The organism is Selenomonas sputigena (assembly GCF_026015965.1).
Lineage (GTDB): Bacteria > Bacillota > Negativicutes > Selenomonadales > Selenomonadaceae > Selenomonas.
Genome location: NZ_CP110383.1, coordinates 1,118,862 through 1,135,306 on the forward strand (window position 1 = coordinate 1,118,862; position 16,445 = coordinate 1,135,306).

Here is a 16,445-nt window from a genome sequence, read left to right on the forward strand (position 1 = left end):
CCCGTCATACGAGATCGTACATCTTTTCCGTGCGGTCGAGGATGGCGTCACGCCGCTCCTTGCTCGCGGCAAAGTAGCGATGCACGGCTTCACGATCGCCCGCTTCGATGGAAGCGATGACCGTTCCGAGGATCGCCTGCAGATCGCGCAAGTGACCCGTGATTGCCTCTCGGTTCGTCATGCAGATATCCGCCCACATATCGGCGTTCGAAGATGCAATGCGTGTCGTATCCTTGAAGCCGCCACCTGCGAGCTTCAGGCACGATTCCATGTCGCCTTCGCTCTGGTTGAGGAGCGTCACAAGTGCCGCTGCCGTCACATGCGGCACATGGCTGATGATTGAAGCGCAGCGATCATGCTTTTGTATATCGAGGCGCAGGAAGTTCGCCTCCGTATGCGAAAGCACCGACATCAATTTCTCGTGCGCCTCGGGCGGCGCTCCCGTATCCTCGACGATGACGTAAGCCTTGTGCCGGAAGAGGTCGGCGGACGCCGCCTCGACGCCGCTCTTCTCGCGCCCCGTCATCGGATGGCCCGCGATGTAGTGGACGCCCGCGGGCAGAATGCCCTGGATGTGCTGCCAAAGATATGCCTTCGTGCTTCCCGCATCCGTCAAGATCGCGCCTTTCTTGAGATACGGCACGATTCGTTCCAGCATCGGCGTCATCTGCAGCACGGGCGTCGCCAGAAACACGATGTCAGCACCCTCGACGACTTCGCGAACGTCGGGCGACGCCATGTCGACAGCGCCGCGCTTTACGGCAAGATCCATGGACTTCTGCGTGCGGCAGAGTCCCGTGATGAAGATGTCCGCTCCGAGCTTCTCCTTTAAGCAAAGTCCCAAAGAGCCGCCGATGAGTCCGACGCCGATGATAGCCAGTTTCATCTTCATGCCTCGCGCCCCATGAAGTGTGCAATGTCACGCACCTCTTCCATCGTCTTCTGGAAATTCTCGGGCGTCAGGGACTGGTCGCCGTCCGAAAGCGCGACTTCAGGATGCGGATGAACCTCGATGATGAGACCGTCCGCACCGGCCGCGATTGCCGCACGCGCCATCGCGGGCACCATCTGCCAACGCCCTGTGCCGTGGCTCGGGTCGACGATGATCGGCAGGTGCGAGATCTCCTTGATGGCAGCGACGGCGCTCAGATCGAGCGTATTGCGCGTATACGTCTCGTAAGTGCGTATGCCGCGCTCGCAGAATACGACGTTGTCGTTACCGCCGGCCATGATGTACTCCGCCGCGTTGAGCCACTCGCTGATGGTCGCGGAAAGGCCGCGCTTCAAAAGTACAGGCGTATGCACCTTGCCGACTTCTTTGAGCAGCTGGAAGTTCTGCATGTTGCGCGCACCGATCTGGATCATGTCGGCATACTTCGTGATCAGTTCGACGTCGTTGATGTTCACGATCTCCGTCACGACCTTGAGCCCCGTCTTGTCCGCCGCCTCGCGCAGCATCTTCAGCCCCTCTTCCGCCAGTCCTTGGAAATCATAGGGCGAAGTGCGCGGTTTGAAGGCACCGCCGCGCAGGAACTTGGCGCCGTACTTCTTCACGCACTCGGCCGCTTCCATGAGCTGCTCCATGCTCTCGACAGCGCACGGTCCCGCCATGACCGTCAAGTGCCCCGCGCCGATCTTCACGCCTCCGACGTCGATGACGGTGTCTTCGGGCTTGAACTCGCGGCTTACAAGTTTGTACTTCTCCGTGATGCGCACCGTCTTTTCCACCCCGTCGAGAGAATTCATCTGCAGTCCTGCAATGATCTTTTTGTCACCGATCACGCCGACGATCGTGCGTTCATCGCCTTCCGAAAGATGGTACTTGAGACCGGTTCGCGTGATTTTCTGCTCCACTTTCTCAAGGTTTTCCTTTGTCGACGTCGGACTCATTACAATGATCATGACACAACCTCCTGCAAAATCAATGACTGTTCGCGTCCGCAGCCTCCCGCACCATGGCGATCTCGTCACAGTTCGGAAACTTCGGACAGTCGATGCATTCCTTCCAGACCTTCTGCGGCAACTCCTCCTTGGCAACGATATGGAAACCGAGCGTCTTGAAGAAGCCCGGCTTGTACGTCAATGTGAAGAATCGCCGCACGCCGAGTGCACGCCCTTCCTCCATGAGCCGATGCACGATTTCCGATCCGATGCCGCAGCGTGCAAGCGCAGGGTCGACCGCCATCGTGCGAACCTCTGCGAGGCCGTCCCACATCATGTGCAGGCCGCCGACGCCGACGATCTTGCCCTCATCATCTTCGGCAACGATCATATCGCGCAGCGTCTCGTAGAGGGTGTTGCGCGAACGTGCGAGCATCGCGCCCTCCGCCGCATAGTCGTTCACGAGATGAAAGATGCTCTCCACATCAGCGAACACGGCCTTTCTGTACTTCAAAATCTTTCCCCCATTCGCTGCTCACTCACGGCTTGGGCAGACATCCGCGAGCGGACACTCGCCGCAGAGCGGGCGATTCGCCTTGCATATGCGCCTGCCGTGGTAGATGAGCCAGTGGTGCGCCGCACTCCACTTTTCGCGCGGAATCGCCTTCATCAGCCCCTTCTCCACCGCGAGCGGCGTCTCGCCCACAGCGAGCTTCAAGCGGTTCGCTATGCGAAAAACGTGCGTATCGACGGCGATGGCGGGGCGGCCGAAAGCGACGCTCGTCACGACGTTCGCCGTCTTCCTGCCGACGCCCGGCAATTTGAGGAGCGTATCGTAGTCGGACGGCACCTCGCCGCCGAATTCCTCGACGAGCATACGGCACGTCGCCATGATATTCTTCGCCTTGTTGCGGAAAAGTCCGCAGTCCTTTATTTCCTCTTCAAGCCCCGAAATCCCCAAGGCGACGATGGCCGCAGGCGTCGCCGCCTTCTTGAAGAGCCGCGCCGTCGTGATGTTCACGCGCTTGTCCGTGCACTGCGCCGACAGGATGACGGCGATCAGCAGCTCGAAAGGATTGCTGAAATGCAGCTCAGGCTTGGCGCCGCGGTACGTCTCTTCGAGGATTTCCAGCTGCTTTTCGCGTATCTTCTTCGTGACTCGCATCGCGCCCTCAGTTCGTCAGACTGCGCACGGGCGCCGGGATTCGTCCGCCGCGTGCGACGAAAGCCTCCGAGCTGAAGGCGTCCTTAACGGGCATGATCGGGCAACGCCCCAAGAGGCCTCCCCACTCCACCTCGTCGCCAACCTTCTTTCCGGGCACGGGGATGATGCGCACCGCCGTCGTCTTGTTGTTGATCATGCCGATCGCCGCCTCGTCCGCGATGATTCCCGAAATTGTTGCCGCCGACGTATCGCCCGCGACCGCGATCATGTCGAGGCCGACGGAGCAGACGCACGTCATCGCTTCAAGCTTTTCCAGCGAGAGACTGCCGCGTGCCACAGCGTCGATCATGCCCGCATCCTCGCTGACGGGAATGAACGCGCCCGACAGACCGCCTACATGCGAAGATGCCATGAGGCCGCCCTTCTTGACCGCATCGTTTAAGAGCGCGAGCGCCGCTGTCGTGCCGGGAGCACCGCAGCTTTCGAGTCCCATCTCCTCTAAGATGTGCGCGACGCTGTCGCCGACTGCCGACGTCGGTGCAAGCGAGAGGTCGATGATGCCGAAGGGCACGCCGAGCCGCTTCGACGCCTCGCGTGCCACGAGCTGTCCGACGCGCGTGATCTTGAACGCCGTGCGCTTGATCATCTCCGCCACCTCGGAGAAATCCGCGCCCTTGATGTCCTCCAAGGCGCGCTTCACGACGCCCGGCCCGCTGACGCCGACGCTCACGACCTTATCCGCCTCGGAAACGCCGTGGAAAGCGCCCGCCATGAAGGGATTGTCCCCCGGTGCATTGCAGAAAACGACGAGCTTCGCGCAGCCGATGGCCGCCTGATCGCGCGTCAGTTCCGCCGTACGCTTGATGACCTCGCCCATCTCGCGCACGCAGTCCATGTTGATGCCCGCCTTCGTCGAACCGACGTTGACCGAGGAACAGACGAGATCTGTTGAAGAAAGCGCCTGCGGGATGGACGAGATGAGGACCTGATCGCCGTGCGTATATCCCTTTTCCACGAGCGCGGAAAAACCGCCGATGAAGTTGATGCCGATCTCCTTCGCCGCACGATCGAGCGCTTCGGCTACGGGAACGTAGGAATCCGTCTTGCAGGCGTCCGCCGCGATGGCGATCGGCGTGACGGAAACGCGCTTGTTGATGATGGGGATGCCGTACTCCGCCTCGATATCCTTGCCCGTTTGCACAAGGAATTCCGCCGATTTCGTGACCTTGTCGTAGACGTTGCGGCAGAACTGCTCGATGTTCGGATGCGCGCAGTCGCGGAGCGAAATGCCCATCGTGATCGTGCGCACGTCGAGCTTGTTCTCCGTAATCATGCGGTTTGTTTCTAATATATCGTCAATGGTAATCACAGAAAGACCTCCTGCAGCATGTAAAAAAACCGTCCAAGTCCTCAAACCTTGTGCATCGCGTTGAAAATATCCTCATGCTGCGTCTTGATCTCGACGCCGAGCGCTTCGCCCTTCTCCTGCAAAAGCTGCCGCACAGCAGCGAGCTCGATCTTGCTGCCCGCCATATCAGCGATCATGACCATATTGAAAAAGCCGTCCATGATATTCTGGTTGATACTCAGAATGTTGACGCCGTTTTCAGCCAAGAGCGTGCTGACTGCCGCGATGATGCCCACACTGTCCTTGCCGACGATCGTAACCACGATTTTCATTTGCAACCCCTCATTCTTTCCGACAATGCGATATGCACTGCCGCAGTTTTCTGTTTGAAATGCTATGTTTTTTCATTATATCAGTCAAATGCTGAAAATCCAAGAGGGCGCGTCTCCCAAATTGTTTTTTGCATCCGTTTCCGTTATAATGAGAGGAGCATTTCCTGACACAATGCAAAAAATTCATCCTTACATCATCAAGGAGGCCATTCTTTTGAAGGAACTCAGCTTTTTCAACGATCATTTCTATGCACCGGGCGAGGCGCAGGTCGACATCGAGGACCGCGGCTATCAGTTTGGCGACGGCATCTACGAGGTCACGCACGTCTACAACGGCAAACTCTTCGCCTTCGACCGCCATCTCGCACGCTTCCGCCGCTCCATGCGCGAGATGCACATCCCCATCACCTATATGGACGAAGAACTTACCGCCATTCACAACGACCTCATCGAAAAGAGCGGCATCAAGAGCGGCGCGATCTACTTCCAAGTCACACGCGGCACGGCAGCGCGCGCCTTCCCCTTCCCCGGCCGTGCCACACCGAACCTCTCGATGACGATCCGTGAGAGCACGCCGAACCGCGAGCAGCAGGAACGCGGCATCTCGCTCACGCTCGCCGAAGACATCCGCTGGCTGCGCTGCGACATCAAGTCTCTGAACCTCCTCGGCGCCGTCTTTGCCAAGGAAAAGGCGAAGGCGGAAGGATGCGAAGAGGCTCTTCTCTACCGCAAGGACACGGGACTCGTCACCGAGGGTGCGAGCAGCACCTTCTTCCTCATCAAGGACGGCGTCGTCTGGACGCATCCGCTTGACCATCTCGTACTGCCGGGCGTCACGCGTGCCGTCGTCGTCGAGGAATGCGCCAAGGAACTCGGTCTGACCGTCATCGAAAAGACCTTCACGCCGGAGTTCGCTCAGAAGGCGGACGAAGCATTTGAAACGAGCACAAGCCTCGAAGTCACGCCCGTCATAAAGATCGGCGGCAAGAAGATCGGCTCGGGCGCCCCCGGCGGGATCACGAAAAAGATCATGGAATCCTTCCAAGGATTGATAAAAAAAGAGTGCTTCAACTGAAACGCACGAGACAAAAGCGGCTGTACGTCAGCCGTTTTGTCTCGTGTTGGCAGAATTTTTCGCGTATTGGAAAAAACCTGCAAAAATCGTAACTTTTCATTGACAATATCCAAAATAGTACCTATACTTGTAGTGAAGCAAATACATCATGTTTATGGTAGTATAACCCGAAGGAGTGTGTTTTTTTATGGCAAAAAAGGTAAAGATCACCGAAACAGTACTTCGCGACGGGCATCAGTCCCTGTGTGCGACGCGCATGCATTACTCCCAGATGGAACCCATGCTTGCAGCGCTCGACAAGATCGGCTACAACTCGTTGGAAGCTTGGGGCGGTGCGACCTTTGATACGTGCCTCCGCTTCCTCGACGAAGATCCGTGGGAGAGGCTCGACAAGCTCAAGGCTCGTCTCAAGACCCCGATCCAGATGCTGCTTCGCGGTCAGAACCTCCTTGGCTACAACCACTATTCGGACGATGTCGTCAAGAAGTTCGTCGAGAAGGCTTCCGAGCACGGCATGGGCGTATTCCGCATCTTCGATGCGCTGAACGACGTTCGCAACCTCAAGACGGCGATCAACGCTGCTCTCGGCTGCAAGGAAAAGCCGCATGTACAGGGCTGCCTCGTCTACACGCTCAGCCCCTATCATACGAACGAAGTCTTCGTCGACCTTTCCAAGAAGCTGCAGGAAATGGGCTGCCATTCCGTCTGCATCAAGGACATGTCCGGCCTTCTGAAGCCGTATGTCGCAGAAGACCTCGTGAAGAAGCTCAAGGCTGCGCTCGACATCCCCATCCAGCTCCACACGCACTATACGTCCGGCTTCGGCAGCATGACGTACCTCAAGGCGATCGAGGCAGGCGTCGACACCGTTGACTGCGCGCTCTCGCCGTTCGCTCTCGATACGTCCCAGCCCTGCACGGAGACGATGGTCGCCGCCTTGGAAGGCACGCCGTTTGACACGGGTCTTGACCGTCAGGCCATGACGCCGATCGCCAAGCACTTCCTGCAGGTCAAGCAGGATCTCATCAAGGAGTTCAACCTCAAGGGCTACTTCGACGTCAACCCGAACGTCATCGACTTCCAGATTCCGGGCGGCATGCTCTCGAACCTTGCGAACCAGCTCAAGGAGCAGGGCATGGAAGACAAGTTCCAGGATCTCCTCGACGAGATGCCGCGCGTGCGCGCCGATGTCGGCTATCCGCCGCTCGTTACGCCGTCCAGCCAGATCGTCGGCACGATGGCGACGTTCAATGTCATGACGGGCGAGCGCTACAAGATCGTCCCGAAAGAATTCAAAGACCTCGCACGCGGCAAGTTCGGCAAGCCGCCGGTGGAAGTCAGCCACGAGTACCTCACGAAGACGCTCGGCATCCCCGAGAGCGAGATCATCACGGACATCGTTGCCGAGGATGCGAAGGCTCCAAAGCTTGCAGATTTCGAGAAGGAAATGAAGGCAAAGGGCTTCCTCAACCCGACGGAAGAGGATATCCTCTCCTACGCTCTCTTCCCGCAGGTCGCAGAGGAGTTCTTCAAGAAGCACTATGCACCGATGAACGCTTACGATATGTCTCACAAGGCATAAGCCAAAACTGTAAGCAACCCTCCCTTCCTATGGGGAGGCAAACAAAAAGGGGCTGTGGCAGAATGCTCTTACATTCTGTCACAGCCCCTTTTTTGTTTGCCAATTTTGATTTTATTTTAGAAATTCACCTTGGAAATTTACCCCTAAAATTTTTCCTATTTCCTATTGCATTTCTTAAAGCCTCATAGTATAATAGATACTGTTGTCGGGATGTGGCTCAGCTTGGTAGAGCGCATCGTTCGGGACGATGAGGTCGCAGGTTCGAATCCTGTCATCCCGACCATTCTTCAGAAAAGGAAGGAGTCGTGACATAGTGCGAAAGCATTTTGTCACGGCTCCTTTTTCGTACCCTTTTTACCATGAAGCCCCAAGAGGTCAAGCCGAAGGTGCAGACCGATTGGCTAGGCTTCTGTAAGGGCGGCGCACAATGTCCGCGAAGTGGACGTTTGTGCGTGTAATTTACACTGCACGGCATAGGGATGCCTCGTACAATCTTCACATAGATAGACTTCTTCTCGTACATATTTCTCTCCTTTGACATTATAGATAGCAGTAGTAAAAACGAAATATTTCTCGATCAAGTCAAAAAAGCCTCATCCCGTGTAGCATAAGGGATGAGGCTTCTTCTATTTAAATTCCACAAATTCATTGAGTCTGGCGCCACCCTTAATCATCGGCTCGACGAAGCTCTTCGCAAGTTTCAGCACGATGACACGGGGCTCGTTGGCTTGCATGGCACGGCTGAACGCACGGATAAACTCCTCCTGCGTCTGCACGGCTTCGGCTTCTATGCCGAAGCTTTTGGCGTAGGCGACAAAATCCATCGGATGTGCCAACTCGCAGGCGATGTAGCGCTCCTTGTACATGACCTTCTGCAGCTGACGGATCATGCCGAGAGCGCAGTTGTCCATGACAAGTGAAATCACGGGAAGCTTGAGCCTCGCGATCGTATACAGCTCGTTTCCCGTCATGCGCATGCCACCATCGCCTGCGATGTGGATGACGCGGCGGCTCCTGCCATAGGCGGCCTGCGCCCCCATGGCGGCGGGCAGGCCGAATCCCATCGTACCGAGGCCGCCCGAGGTCAGCCACGATCTCGGCTCTTCGATCCGCAAGTGAAGCGCCGCCCACATCTGATGCTGTCCGACATCGGTCGCAAACGAGTACGGCTTGCCTGCCGTAGCGAGCGCTACATGATGCATTGCCCACGGCACGCTCAGATCTCCCGCGTCGTAGTCGTAGGCGTATTTCGTGCGCCATTGGCGGATGCTCTTGAGCCATTCCTCGGTATGGTGCAGGGATTCCGGCTTCATCAAGAGATGCAAAATCGTCTTCATGTCGCCCGCAAGGCCAATGGAACTGGGGATGTTCTTGTCGATCTCCGCCGGGTCGATGTCGACATGGATGAACGTCGTGCCCTTCATGTACTTGACGACATTGCCCGTCTGGCGGTCTCCGAAGCGACTGCCGAGCGCAATGACGACATCGGATTCGGCAATCGCATGATTTGCCGCCTTGTGCCCGTGCATGCCGGCAAAGCCGACGCACAGGGGATGCGAGTGCGGCAGAGAACCAAGCCCCATCAAGGTCTGCACGACAGGGATGCCGTAGTGCTCAGCAAGAGCGGCCAGCTCTTTCGAGGCTCCTGCATAGATGACGCCGCCGCCCGCGATGATGACGGGCTTTCGCGCCTGCCGAATCGCTTCCGCCGCCTCCGCCGCACAGATGAGGAAGTCCGCGTCGGGTTTTCCGGGCGTCTTCTCCTCATAGATGCAGCTTTCGTACTTCACATCGGCAAAGAAGAGGTCGCGCGGAATGTCGACGAGCACAGGCCCGGGCCTGCCGCTGCGCGCGATGTCAAACGCTTCGCGCAAAGTCGGTATGAGTTTTGCCGCGTCCTTGACCTTGAAATTGTGCTTCGTCACGGGCATCGTGATGCCGAGGATGTCCGTTTCCTGAAAGGCGTCGCGCCCCAGAAGCCCCGTATCGACCTGCCCCGTGATCGCTACCATGGGGATGGAATCCATGAACGCCGTGGCGATGCCCGTCACGAGATTCGTCGCGCCAGGCCCCGATGTCGCAAGACAGACACCGACCTTGCCCGTCGCACGCGCATAGCCGTCGGCGGCATGCGCTGCGCACTGCTCGTGCGAGGTGACGATCTGACGAATATTTCTTTCATCGTAAAGCGCATCGTAGAGCGGCAAGTTCATGCCGCCCGGATAGCCGAAGATCGTGTCGACGCCCTGCTCCTTCAGACATTCGACAACTGCTTTCGCGCCTCTCATGCAAAGCCTCTCCTTTCCTGCCCGCGCTTATATATGCGCGAGCACCGCTTCTGCCATCTGCTCGGTGGTTGCCTTCTTGAAACCGTCCTTCCAGAGGTCTGCCGTGCGCCAGCCATCGGCGAGCGCCGCATCGACGGCTGTTTCAATCGCCTGCGCCGCTTCTTCTTCGGCGAGCGCATAGCGCAGCAGCATCGCCGCCGAGAGAATCGTGCCGACGGGATTGGCGATGCCCTTTCCCGCAATATCGGGCGCAGAGCCGTGAATCGGCTCGAAGAGGCTCGTCTTTTCGCCGATGCTCGCCGACGGCATCATGCCGATGGAGCCGCCGACGACCGCCGCCTCGTCCGACAGAATGTCGCCGAAAAGATTGCCCGTGACGATGACGTCGAACTGCGTCGGACGCACGGCAAGCTGCATGGCACAGTTGTCGACATAGAGATTCGTAAGCTCGACATCCGCGTAGTCCTTCGCGACCTCAGCCACCGTGCGCCGCCAGAGACGCGAGGTCGCAAGCACGTTCGCCTTGTCGACGCTCGTGACATGGCTGCGGCGCAGCTTCGCCGTCTCGAACGCGAGCTTTGCGATGCGCTCGACTTCGGGCACGGAATAGTTTTCGAGATCCCATGCTCTCTCGTAGCCGTCCTTGATTTCCGACTCGCACTTCTCGCCGAAGTAGATGCCGCCGATCAGCTCGCGCACGATGACGAGGTCAGCGCCCTTGACAAGCTCGGGCTTCAGCGGTGAATACTCGACGAGTGCATCAGCGACCTTCACGGGACGCAGGTTTGCGTAAAGGCCGAGACCTTTCCGAAGACCCAAGATCGCCTTTTCAGGGCGCAGAGCAGGCTCTACCGCATCCCACTTGTCGCCGCCGACAGCGCCGAAGAGCACGCCATCCGCCGCCTGCGCGGCGGCAAGCGTCGCTTCCGGCAGCGGCGTGCCACACTTGTCGTAAGCCGTGCCGCCCGCATCATGCTCCTCATAGGAGAGCGCCAGATGGAACTTTTCCGCCGTCTTCTTGAGCACGGCGACGGCTGCATCCGTGATTTCTCTGCCAATGCCGTCGCCCGGTATCACCACGATCTTCTTTGCCATCAGAGCGCCCCCTTTTCCTTGATGTAATTGATCAGGCCGCCTGCTTCGGCAATCTCCTGCACGAATCCCGGCAGAGGATGCGCCTGAAAGACGTCGCCCGTCGTGAGATTCTCGATCTTTCCTGTTTCCGTATCGACGCGCAGCTCATCGCCCGCGCTGATCTTCTCCACATCATCGCCGATTTCCAGGAGCGGCAAGCCGATGTTGATGCCGTTGCGATAGAAGATGCGCGCGAAATCTGCCGCGATGATCACGGGGATGCCTGAAGCCTTGATGGCGACGGGCGCGTGTTCGCGCGACGAGCCGCAGCCGAAGTTCTTGCCGCCGACCATGATGTCGCCTTCCTGCACGTTTTTCGCGAAACTCTCATCAATGTCAACCATGCAGTGCTCCGCCAGCTCCTTCGGATCGAAGCTGTTCAGATAGCGCGCGGGAATGATGACGTCCGTATCGATATTGTCGCCGTAGCGCCAGACTTTTCCTTGCAAACTCATCTCACTTTACCTCCTCCGGCGCGGCGATCCTGCCCAAGATGGCGCTCGCAGCTGCCACATGCGGGCCTGCCAGATAGACTTCGCTGTCGACATGCCCCATGCGCCCGCGAAAATTGCGGTTCGTCGTAGAAACACAGCGCTCGCCCGCCGTCAAGATACCCATGTAGCCGCCGAGGCAAGGGCCGCACGTCGGCGCAGCAACGGCGCAGCCCGCATCGATGAAGACGTCAATGTAGCCGAGGTGCATCGCCTCCCGATAAACCGCCTGACTGCCCGGAATCACGATGCAGCGCACATCGGGATGCACCTCGTGCCCCTTCAACAGCCCTGCGGAAATCTCAAGGTCTTCCAAGCGCCCGTTCGTACAGGAGCCGATGACCACCTGATCGATCTTGATCGGCTCAGCGATGTCCATGACGCGCTTCGTGTTGCCCGGCAGATGCGGGAAAGCAACGACGGGACGCAGAGATGAGAGGTCAATTTCGACGGTGCGGCAATACTTCGCATCAGCGTCCGAGGTCACAGGCTCATACGCGCCTTTGACGCGGCCTTCAACGTACTCCTTCGTCTTTTCATCGAACGGGAAGATGCCGTTTTTCGCACCCGCTTCAATCGCCATGTTGGCAATCGTCAAACGATCCGTCATCGTCAGTGCAGCGACTCCTTCACCCGTGAATTCCAGTGACTTGTAGAGTGCGCCGTCGACACCAATCATGCCGATGAGCGTTAGGATCACGTCCTTGCCATTGACATCGGCAGGCTTCGCTCCCGTCAGATGCACCTCGATCGTCTCGGGCACTTTGAACCAAGCCCGCCCCGTCGCCATGCCGACGGCGAGATCGGTCGTGCCGACGCCCGTCGAAAAGCCGTTCAATGCGCCATACGTACAGGTATGCGAGTCCGCGCCGATCGTCAGCATGCCCGGTCCCACAAGACCGAACTCAGGCAGGATGACATGCTCAATGCCCACGCGACCGATCTCAAAATAATTCTTGATCTTGTGCTTTTTCGCGAAGTCACGCACGATCTTGCCGAGTCCCGCCGCCTTGATGTCCTTCGCCGGCTGGAAGTGATCGGGCACGAGCGCAATCTTCTCGTTGTCGAACACAGGGCGGCCGATGCGTTCGAACTCCTTGATCGACGGCGGCGCCGTGATGTCATTCGCGAGCACCATGTCAAGCTGACAGGTAATCAGCTGTCCTGGTTCGACATGCGAAAGTCCTGCATGACGCGCGAGAATCTTCTCCGTCATATTCATTCCCATGAAATTTCCTCCTGGATAAGTCGAAAGAAAACGGCTTACACCTCATTATACCATAAAGGAGTGTAAGCCGTTCCAAGATTCAACGTTTGTTGTTGCTCAAATCAGAACTTCAGCTCTTTCTTGTCACGAAGCCAAGGCATCATGTTGCGGAGCTCTGCGCCGACCTTCTCGATCGGATGCTCCTGATGAAGACGACGCTGTGCGAGGAAGTTCGCGCGACCGGCGGCACGGTTCTCCAACAGCCAATTGCGGGCAAACGTGCCGTCCTGAATCTCCTTCAGAACCTTCTTCATTTCCTTCTTCGTTTCTTCCGTGATGATGCGCGGTCCGACCATGTAGTCGCCGTACTCAGCCGTGTCGGAGCAGGACTGACGCATCTTCGTCATGCCGCCCTCATAGCAGAGGTCAACGATGAGCTTCATCTCGTGGAAGCACTCAAAATATGCCATCTCGGGCGGATAGCCTGCCTCAACAAGAACCTCAAAGCCCGTCTGCATGAGCTGGCATACGCCGCCCATGAGCACGCACTGCTCACCAAAAAGATCCTCTTCCGTCTCATCGCGGAACGTCGTCTGAAGGACTCCGGAACGCGTTGCACCAAGCCCGCGCGCATAAGCGAGTGCAATGTCAAAGCACTTGCCCGTCTCATCCTTCTCAACAGCAAAGACCGCCGGAACGCCCGACCCTTCCTCGAAGGTGCGGCGAACGAGATGACCGGGGCCCTTCGGTGCAACCATGAAAACGTCAATGCCAGCCGGAGGAACGATCTGCTTGAAGTGGATATTGAAACCATGCGCGAAGGCGAGAGCACTGCCTGGCTTGAGGTTGGGACCAATCTCTTCCTTGTAGACGTCCGCCTGCTTCTCATCCGGGATCAGAACCATCGTGATGTCCGCCTGCTTGACCGCCTCGGCGACCGTCAAAACCTTGAGACCATGGGACTCGGCAGCAGCCTTGGACTTCGATCCCTCGTAAAGGCCGACGACGACGTTGACGCCGCTCTCCTTGAGGTTCAGCGCATGTGCATGTCCCTGGCTGCCGTAGCCGATGATGGCAACGGTCTTGCCCTTCATGACCTCCCAGTTCGCGTCCTGATCATAATAAGTTTTTGCCATAATACTCTCTCTCCTCACAATCTTGATAAATGGTATGCTCACCGCGTTCGAGAGCGATGAGACCCGTGCGGATCGTTTCCAGGATGCCGTAGGGCGAAAGAAGCTGCAGGAATGCCGTGACCTTCGCATCATCTCCCGTGATTTCAAAAATCAAGGTTGTCGGCTGCACATCGACGACGCGTGCGCGAAAAATCTCCGCCATCTTGAGCACGTCGAGACGATTCGTGTCGTCCGCTCTGACCTTGATGAGCGTCATGCCGCGGAAAACCGAGGCAGCGGAAAGGAGCGCCTGCACCTCGACGACATCGGGCAGCTTTTCGAGCTGCTTCATCATCTGGTCGATCAGCTCCTCATCGCCATGCACGACGACGGTGATCCTGGAAAACTCCGCAGTCTCGGTCACACCGACAGACAGGCTGTCGATATTGAACTCCCGCCGCGAAAACATGCTTGCAACACGGACAAGTACGCCGGACTGATTCCTCACGAGTATGGAAAGCACATGTCGCATCTGAAATCCTCCCAACGCATAACCCTAGTGTAAACATGTATACATTATGGCAACATCGCTTCGGTTTGTCAACAAGATTTTTTCCTTACTTTTCCTTTCGCTCCCTTGCCGCTTCGATGAGCTGGCGCGCCGTCTTCTCCGGCACTTCCTCATAGTGGCAGAAGCGCAGCGTATAGGTGCCGCGCCCCTGCGTCAGGGAGCGCAGTTCCGTCGCGTACTTGTGCAGCGCGGCGAGCGGCACCTGCGCGCGCACCTCGCTCATATCCTTGCTGATCATCTCCATGCCGAGGATGCGCGCGCGCTTCGCATTGAGCTGCCCCATGACGTCACCCATATAGTATTCGGGCGCCTGGACGCACATCTCGTAAATCGGTTCAAGAAGCACGGGCGAGGCCTCCATAATGCCCTTTCTAAGGGCGATCGCCGTCGCCGTCTTGAAGGCGACTTCCGACGAATCGACCGTATGGTACGAACCGTCGTAGAGGTTTACCCGCACATCGACGACGGGGTAGCCTGCGAGGATGCCGGCAGCAAGCGTCTCCGCTGTCCCCTTCTCCACAGCGGGCACATATTGGCGCGGCACGCTGCCGCCGAAGATGTTCTCCGTGAACTCGTTGCCCGTGCCCGCATCGCGCGGCGAAATCTCCAGCATGACGTGACCGTACTGGCCGTGTCCGCCGCTCTGCTTCTTGTGCTTTCCTTCCGCCTTGACGCTCTTCCTTATCGTCTCGCGATAGGCGATGCGCGGCTCGGCAAATATCGCCTCGATGCCGAACTTGCGCTTCATCCTCTCCTGCAGGACCTCAAGGTGAACCTCACCGATGCCGCGAATCAAGGTCTCCTTCGTCTCCGCATCCTTTTCGAGCTTGAGGCTCGGATCTTCCTCACACTCCTTGGCAAGCGCCGCAAAAACCTTATCCTCCTCGCCCTTCTTCTTTACATAAACGGCCTGTGCAAGCATCGGCATGGGGAATTCGATGGCATCGTAGGAGAGCGGCGCTTCCTTCGCCACAAGCGTATCCGAGGTGCGCGTATTCTGCAGCTTCGCCGCGACGACGATGTCGCCGCCATGCGCCTTGGCAACAGCGATTTGCTTCTTGCCCTGCATCGTGTAAAGCGTGCTCACGCGCTCCATCTGCTGCGTCGAGATATTCCAATACGAGGCGTCACTCTTCATCTCGCCCGAAAAGATGCGGATGAAGCTCAAGCGTCCAACAAACGGATCGACGATCGTCTTGAAAACCTGCGCGGAAAAGGGATCGCCGGGCGTGCGCTCCGCCAATTCCTCGCCACCGGGCAGCGTTCCCACGACCGTTCGATCCGTCGGCGCCGGCAGATATTCGACCATATCGTTGAGGAGCGCGTGCATGCCGACATTCAAGGAAGCCGAGCCGCAGAGCACGGGAAAAATCTTACCCGTCTCGATGCCCTCGATCAGAGCCTCTGCCACCTCGCGCTCATCGAGTGTCTCGCCCTCGATGTATTTTTCGAGAAGATTATTGTTTATTTCAGCAACACCCTCGATGAGCGTCTGCCGCGCCTCTTCCACTTCGTCCCTCATATATTCGGGAATCTCATCGAGCGCCACGCAGTTGTTCTTGTCGCGCTCCTTGATGCGGACCGTCATGGCGAGGAGATCGACGACGCCCTGAAAAGCCGCTTCCTTGCCGACAGGCAGCTGGATCGGCACGACGCCCGTACCGAAGCGCAGGCGCAGCTCATTGACGACGCTTTGGAAGTCGGCGTGCTCGCGATCGATCTTATTGACGAAGAAGGCGCGCGGCAAATCCAGCGCTTCCGCATAGCGCCAGACTTTCTCCGTCTCCACCTCGATGCCCGAGACGGCCGAGATGACGACGAGAGCACTGTCCGCCGCCTGTAAGACGCTCTTCACCTCGCCAACGAAGTCCGGATAGCCCGGTGTATCAAGGATATTGAGCTTATGATCGAGCCATTCACAGGCGAGCAGCGAGGTCTGTATGCTAAGCTCGCGCCGCGTCTCTTCCGGCTCATAGTCCGAAGCCATCGTCCCGTCGGCGATGCTGCCGCGCCTCTTGATCGCCCCCGTATTGAAAAGGCAATCCTCCGCGATGCTCGTCTTCCCCGACTTGCCGTGCCCGACAAGGGCGATATTGCGGATATTCGTGCTTGCGTACTCTTTCATTTGATCAACTCCTCGTTATTTTATGTTTTCTTTATTCTCTGAAAATGAGATATATCCTGCTTTTTAGAGCGAGATAATTTTCCAAAAAAATACCGCCATCAAGCGGCCTTTGCCTGATGGCGGCATCTCTT

The 16,445-nt window shown here is 57.7% G+C and carries 15 protein-coding genes and 1 tRNA gene; 3 read left to right on the forward strand and 13 right to left on the reverse strand.

Annotation, left to right across the window (positions count from 1 at the left end; all coding sequences use genetic code 11):
- Positions 1–4 precede the first annotated feature (4 nt).
- From OL236_RS05480 to OL236_RS05505, 6 genes are read right to left on the reverse strand one after another with little or no spacing between them, the layout of a single operon-like run.
- Entirely contained in the window at positions 5–892 is an 888-nt protein-coding gene (locus OL236_RS05480) for a prephenate dehydrogenase (protein WP_009646179.1), read from the reverse strand.
- Positions 889–1,902: a 3-deoxy-7-phosphoheptulonate synthase gene (gene aroF / locus OL236_RS05485; RefSeq protein WP_265071629.1), complete on the reverse strand. Its 1,014-nt coding sequence runs from the start codon at positions 1,900–1,902 to the stop codon at positions 889–891. The genes OL236_RS05480 and aroF overlap by 4 nt, the downstream gene beginning before the upstream one ends.
- A gap of 19 nt (positions 1,903–1,921) precedes the next feature.
- Complete coding sequence (locus tag OL236_RS05490) at positions 1,922–2,395, reverse strand: N-acetyltransferase (protein ID WP_265071630.1); 474 nt, start codon at positions 2,393–2,395, stop codon at positions 1,922–1,924.
- Between the two features lie 21 nt (positions 2,396–2,416).
- A complete protein-coding gene (gene nth, locus OL236_RS05495; RefSeq protein WP_265071631.1) occupies positions 2,417–3,046 on the reverse strand; it encodes an endonuclease III in 630 nt (209 codons plus the stop codon).
- 7 nt (positions 3,047–3,053) lie between these two features.
- Entirely contained in the window at positions 3,054–4,415 is a 1,362-nt protein-coding gene (locus OL236_RS05500) for a PFL family protein (protein WP_265071632.1), read from the reverse strand.
- Positions 4,416–4,456: 41 nt separating this feature from the next.
- Entirely contained in the window at positions 4,457–4,726 is a 270-nt protein-coding gene (locus OL236_RS05505) for an ACT domain-containing protein (RefSeq protein WP_006190881.1), read from the reverse strand.
- Positions 4,727–4,898: 172 nt separating this feature from the next.
- Here OL236_RS05505 and dat point away from each other — a divergent pair, with 172 nt between their 5' ends.
- From dat to OL236_RS05520, 3 genes are all read left to right on the forward strand, one after another.
- Positions 4,899–5,801 carry a D-amino-acid transaminase gene (gene dat / locus OL236_RS05510; RefSeq protein WP_265071633.1) on the forward strand — a complete coding sequence of 301 codons (903 nt, stop codon included), beginning with the start codon at positions 4,899–4,901 and terminating at the stop codon, positions 5,799–5,801.
- A 187-nt stretch (positions 5,802–5,988) separates the two neighbouring features.
- Positions 5,989–7,383 carry a pyruvate carboxylase subunit B gene (locus OL236_RS05515; RefSeq protein WP_265071634.1) on the forward strand — a complete coding sequence of 465 codons (1,395 nt, stop codon included), beginning with the start codon at positions 5,989–5,991 and terminating at the stop codon, positions 7,381–7,383.
- Positions 7,384–7,589: 206 nt separating this feature from the next.
- A tRNA-Pro gene (locus OL236_RS05520) sits at positions 7,590–7,666 on the forward strand.
- Between the two features lie 343 nt (positions 7,667–8,009).
- Here the strand turns inward: OL236_RS05520 and ilvB are convergent.
- The 7 genes from ilvB to fusA form a co-directional block, all read right to left on the reverse strand.
- On the reverse strand, positions 8,010–9,671 hold the full coding sequence (gene ilvB, locus OL236_RS05525) for a biosynthetic-type acetolactate synthase large subunit (RefSeq protein ID WP_265071635.1): 1,662 nt from the start codon (positions 9,669–9,671) through the stop codon (positions 8,010–8,012).
- 27 nt (positions 9,672–9,698) lie between these two features.
- On the reverse strand, positions 9,699–10,766 hold the full coding sequence (gene leuB, locus OL236_RS05530; protein ID WP_009646210.1) for a 3-isopropylmalate dehydrogenase: 1,068 nt from the start codon (positions 10,764–10,766) through the stop codon (positions 9,699–9,701).
- Entirely contained in the window at positions 10,766–11,260 is a 495-nt protein-coding gene (locus tag OL236_RS05535; RefSeq protein WP_006192243.1) for a 3-isopropylmalate dehydratase small subunit, read from the reverse strand. The genes leuB and OL236_RS05535 overlap by 1 nt, the downstream gene beginning before the upstream one ends.
- 1 nt (position 11,261) lies before the next feature.
- Entirely contained in the window at positions 11,262–12,524 is a 1,263-nt protein-coding gene (leuC, locus tag OL236_RS05540) for a 3-isopropylmalate dehydratase large subunit (protein WP_265071636.1), read from the reverse strand.
- Positions 12,525–12,625: 101 nt separating this feature from the next.
- Entirely contained in the window at positions 12,626–13,639 is a 1,014-nt protein-coding gene (gene ilvC, locus OL236_RS05545; RefSeq protein WP_265071637.1) for a ketol-acid reductoisomerase, read from the reverse strand.
- Positions 13,620–14,150, reverse strand: a complete 531-nt coding sequence (gene ilvN / locus OL236_RS05550; RefSeq protein WP_006192239.1) for an acetolactate synthase small subunit — start codon at positions 14,148–14,150, stop codon at positions 13,620–13,622. The genes ilvC and ilvN overlap by 20 nt, the downstream gene beginning before the upstream one ends.
- Before the next feature lie 85 nt (positions 14,151–14,235).
- Complete coding sequence (gene fusA, locus OL236_RS05555) at positions 14,236–16,314, reverse strand: elongation factor G (protein WP_265071638.1); 2,079 nt, start codon at positions 16,312–16,314, stop codon at positions 14,236–14,238.
- Positions 16,315–16,445: the final 131 nt, after the last annotated feature.

Excerpts from the sequence above, each read along its gene's own strand:
- OL236_RS05480 (WP_009646179.1), bottom strand. The coding sequence starts at position 892 with ATGAAGATGAAACTGGCTATCATCGGCGTCGGACTCATCGGCGGCTCT.
- aroF (WP_265071629.1), bottom strand. The coding sequence starts at position 1,902 with ATGATCATTGTAATGAGTCCGACGTCGACAAAGGAAAACCTTGAGAAA.
- nth (WP_265071631.1), bottom strand. The coding sequence starts at position 3,046 with ATGCGAGTCACGAAGAAGATACGCGAAAAGCAGCTGGAAATCCTCGAA.
- OL236_RS05505 (WP_006190881.1), bottom strand. The coding sequence starts at position 4,726 with ATGAAAATCGTGGTTACGATCGTCGGCAAGGACAGTGTGGGCATCATC.
- dat (WP_265071633.1), top strand. The coding sequence starts at position 4,899 with ATGCAAAAAATTCATCCTTACATCATCAAGGAGGCCATTCTTTTGAAG.
- OL236_RS05515 (WP_265071634.1), top strand. The coding sequence starts at position 5,989 with ATGGCAAAAAAGGTAAAGATCACCGAAACAGTACTTCGCGACGGGCAT.
- ilvB (WP_265071635.1), bottom strand. The coding sequence starts at position 9,671 with ATGAGAGGCGCGAAAGCAGTTGTCGAATGTCTGAAGGAGCAGGGCGTC.
- leuB (WP_009646210.1), bottom strand. The coding sequence starts at position 10,766 with ATGGCAAAGAAGATCGTGGTGATACCGGGCGACGGCATTGGCAGAGAA.
- OL236_RS05535 (WP_006192243.1), bottom strand. The coding sequence starts at position 11,260 with ATGAGTTTGCAAGGAAAAGTCTGGCGCTACGGCGACAATATCGATACG.
- leuC (WP_265071636.1), bottom strand. The coding sequence starts at position 12,524 with ATGGGAATGAATATGACGGAGAAGATTCTCGCGCGTCATGCAGGACTT.
- ilvC (WP_265071637.1), bottom strand. The coding sequence starts at position 13,639 with ATGGCAAAAACTTATTATGATCAGGACGCGAACTGGGAGGTCATGAAG.
- ilvN (WP_006192239.1), bottom strand. The coding sequence starts at position 14,150 with ATGCGACATGTGCTTTCCATACTCGTGAGGAATCAGTCCGGCGTACTT.
- fusA (WP_265071638.1), bottom strand. The coding sequence starts at position 16,314 with ATGAAAGAGTACGCAAGCACGAATATCCGCAATATCGCCCTTGTCGGG.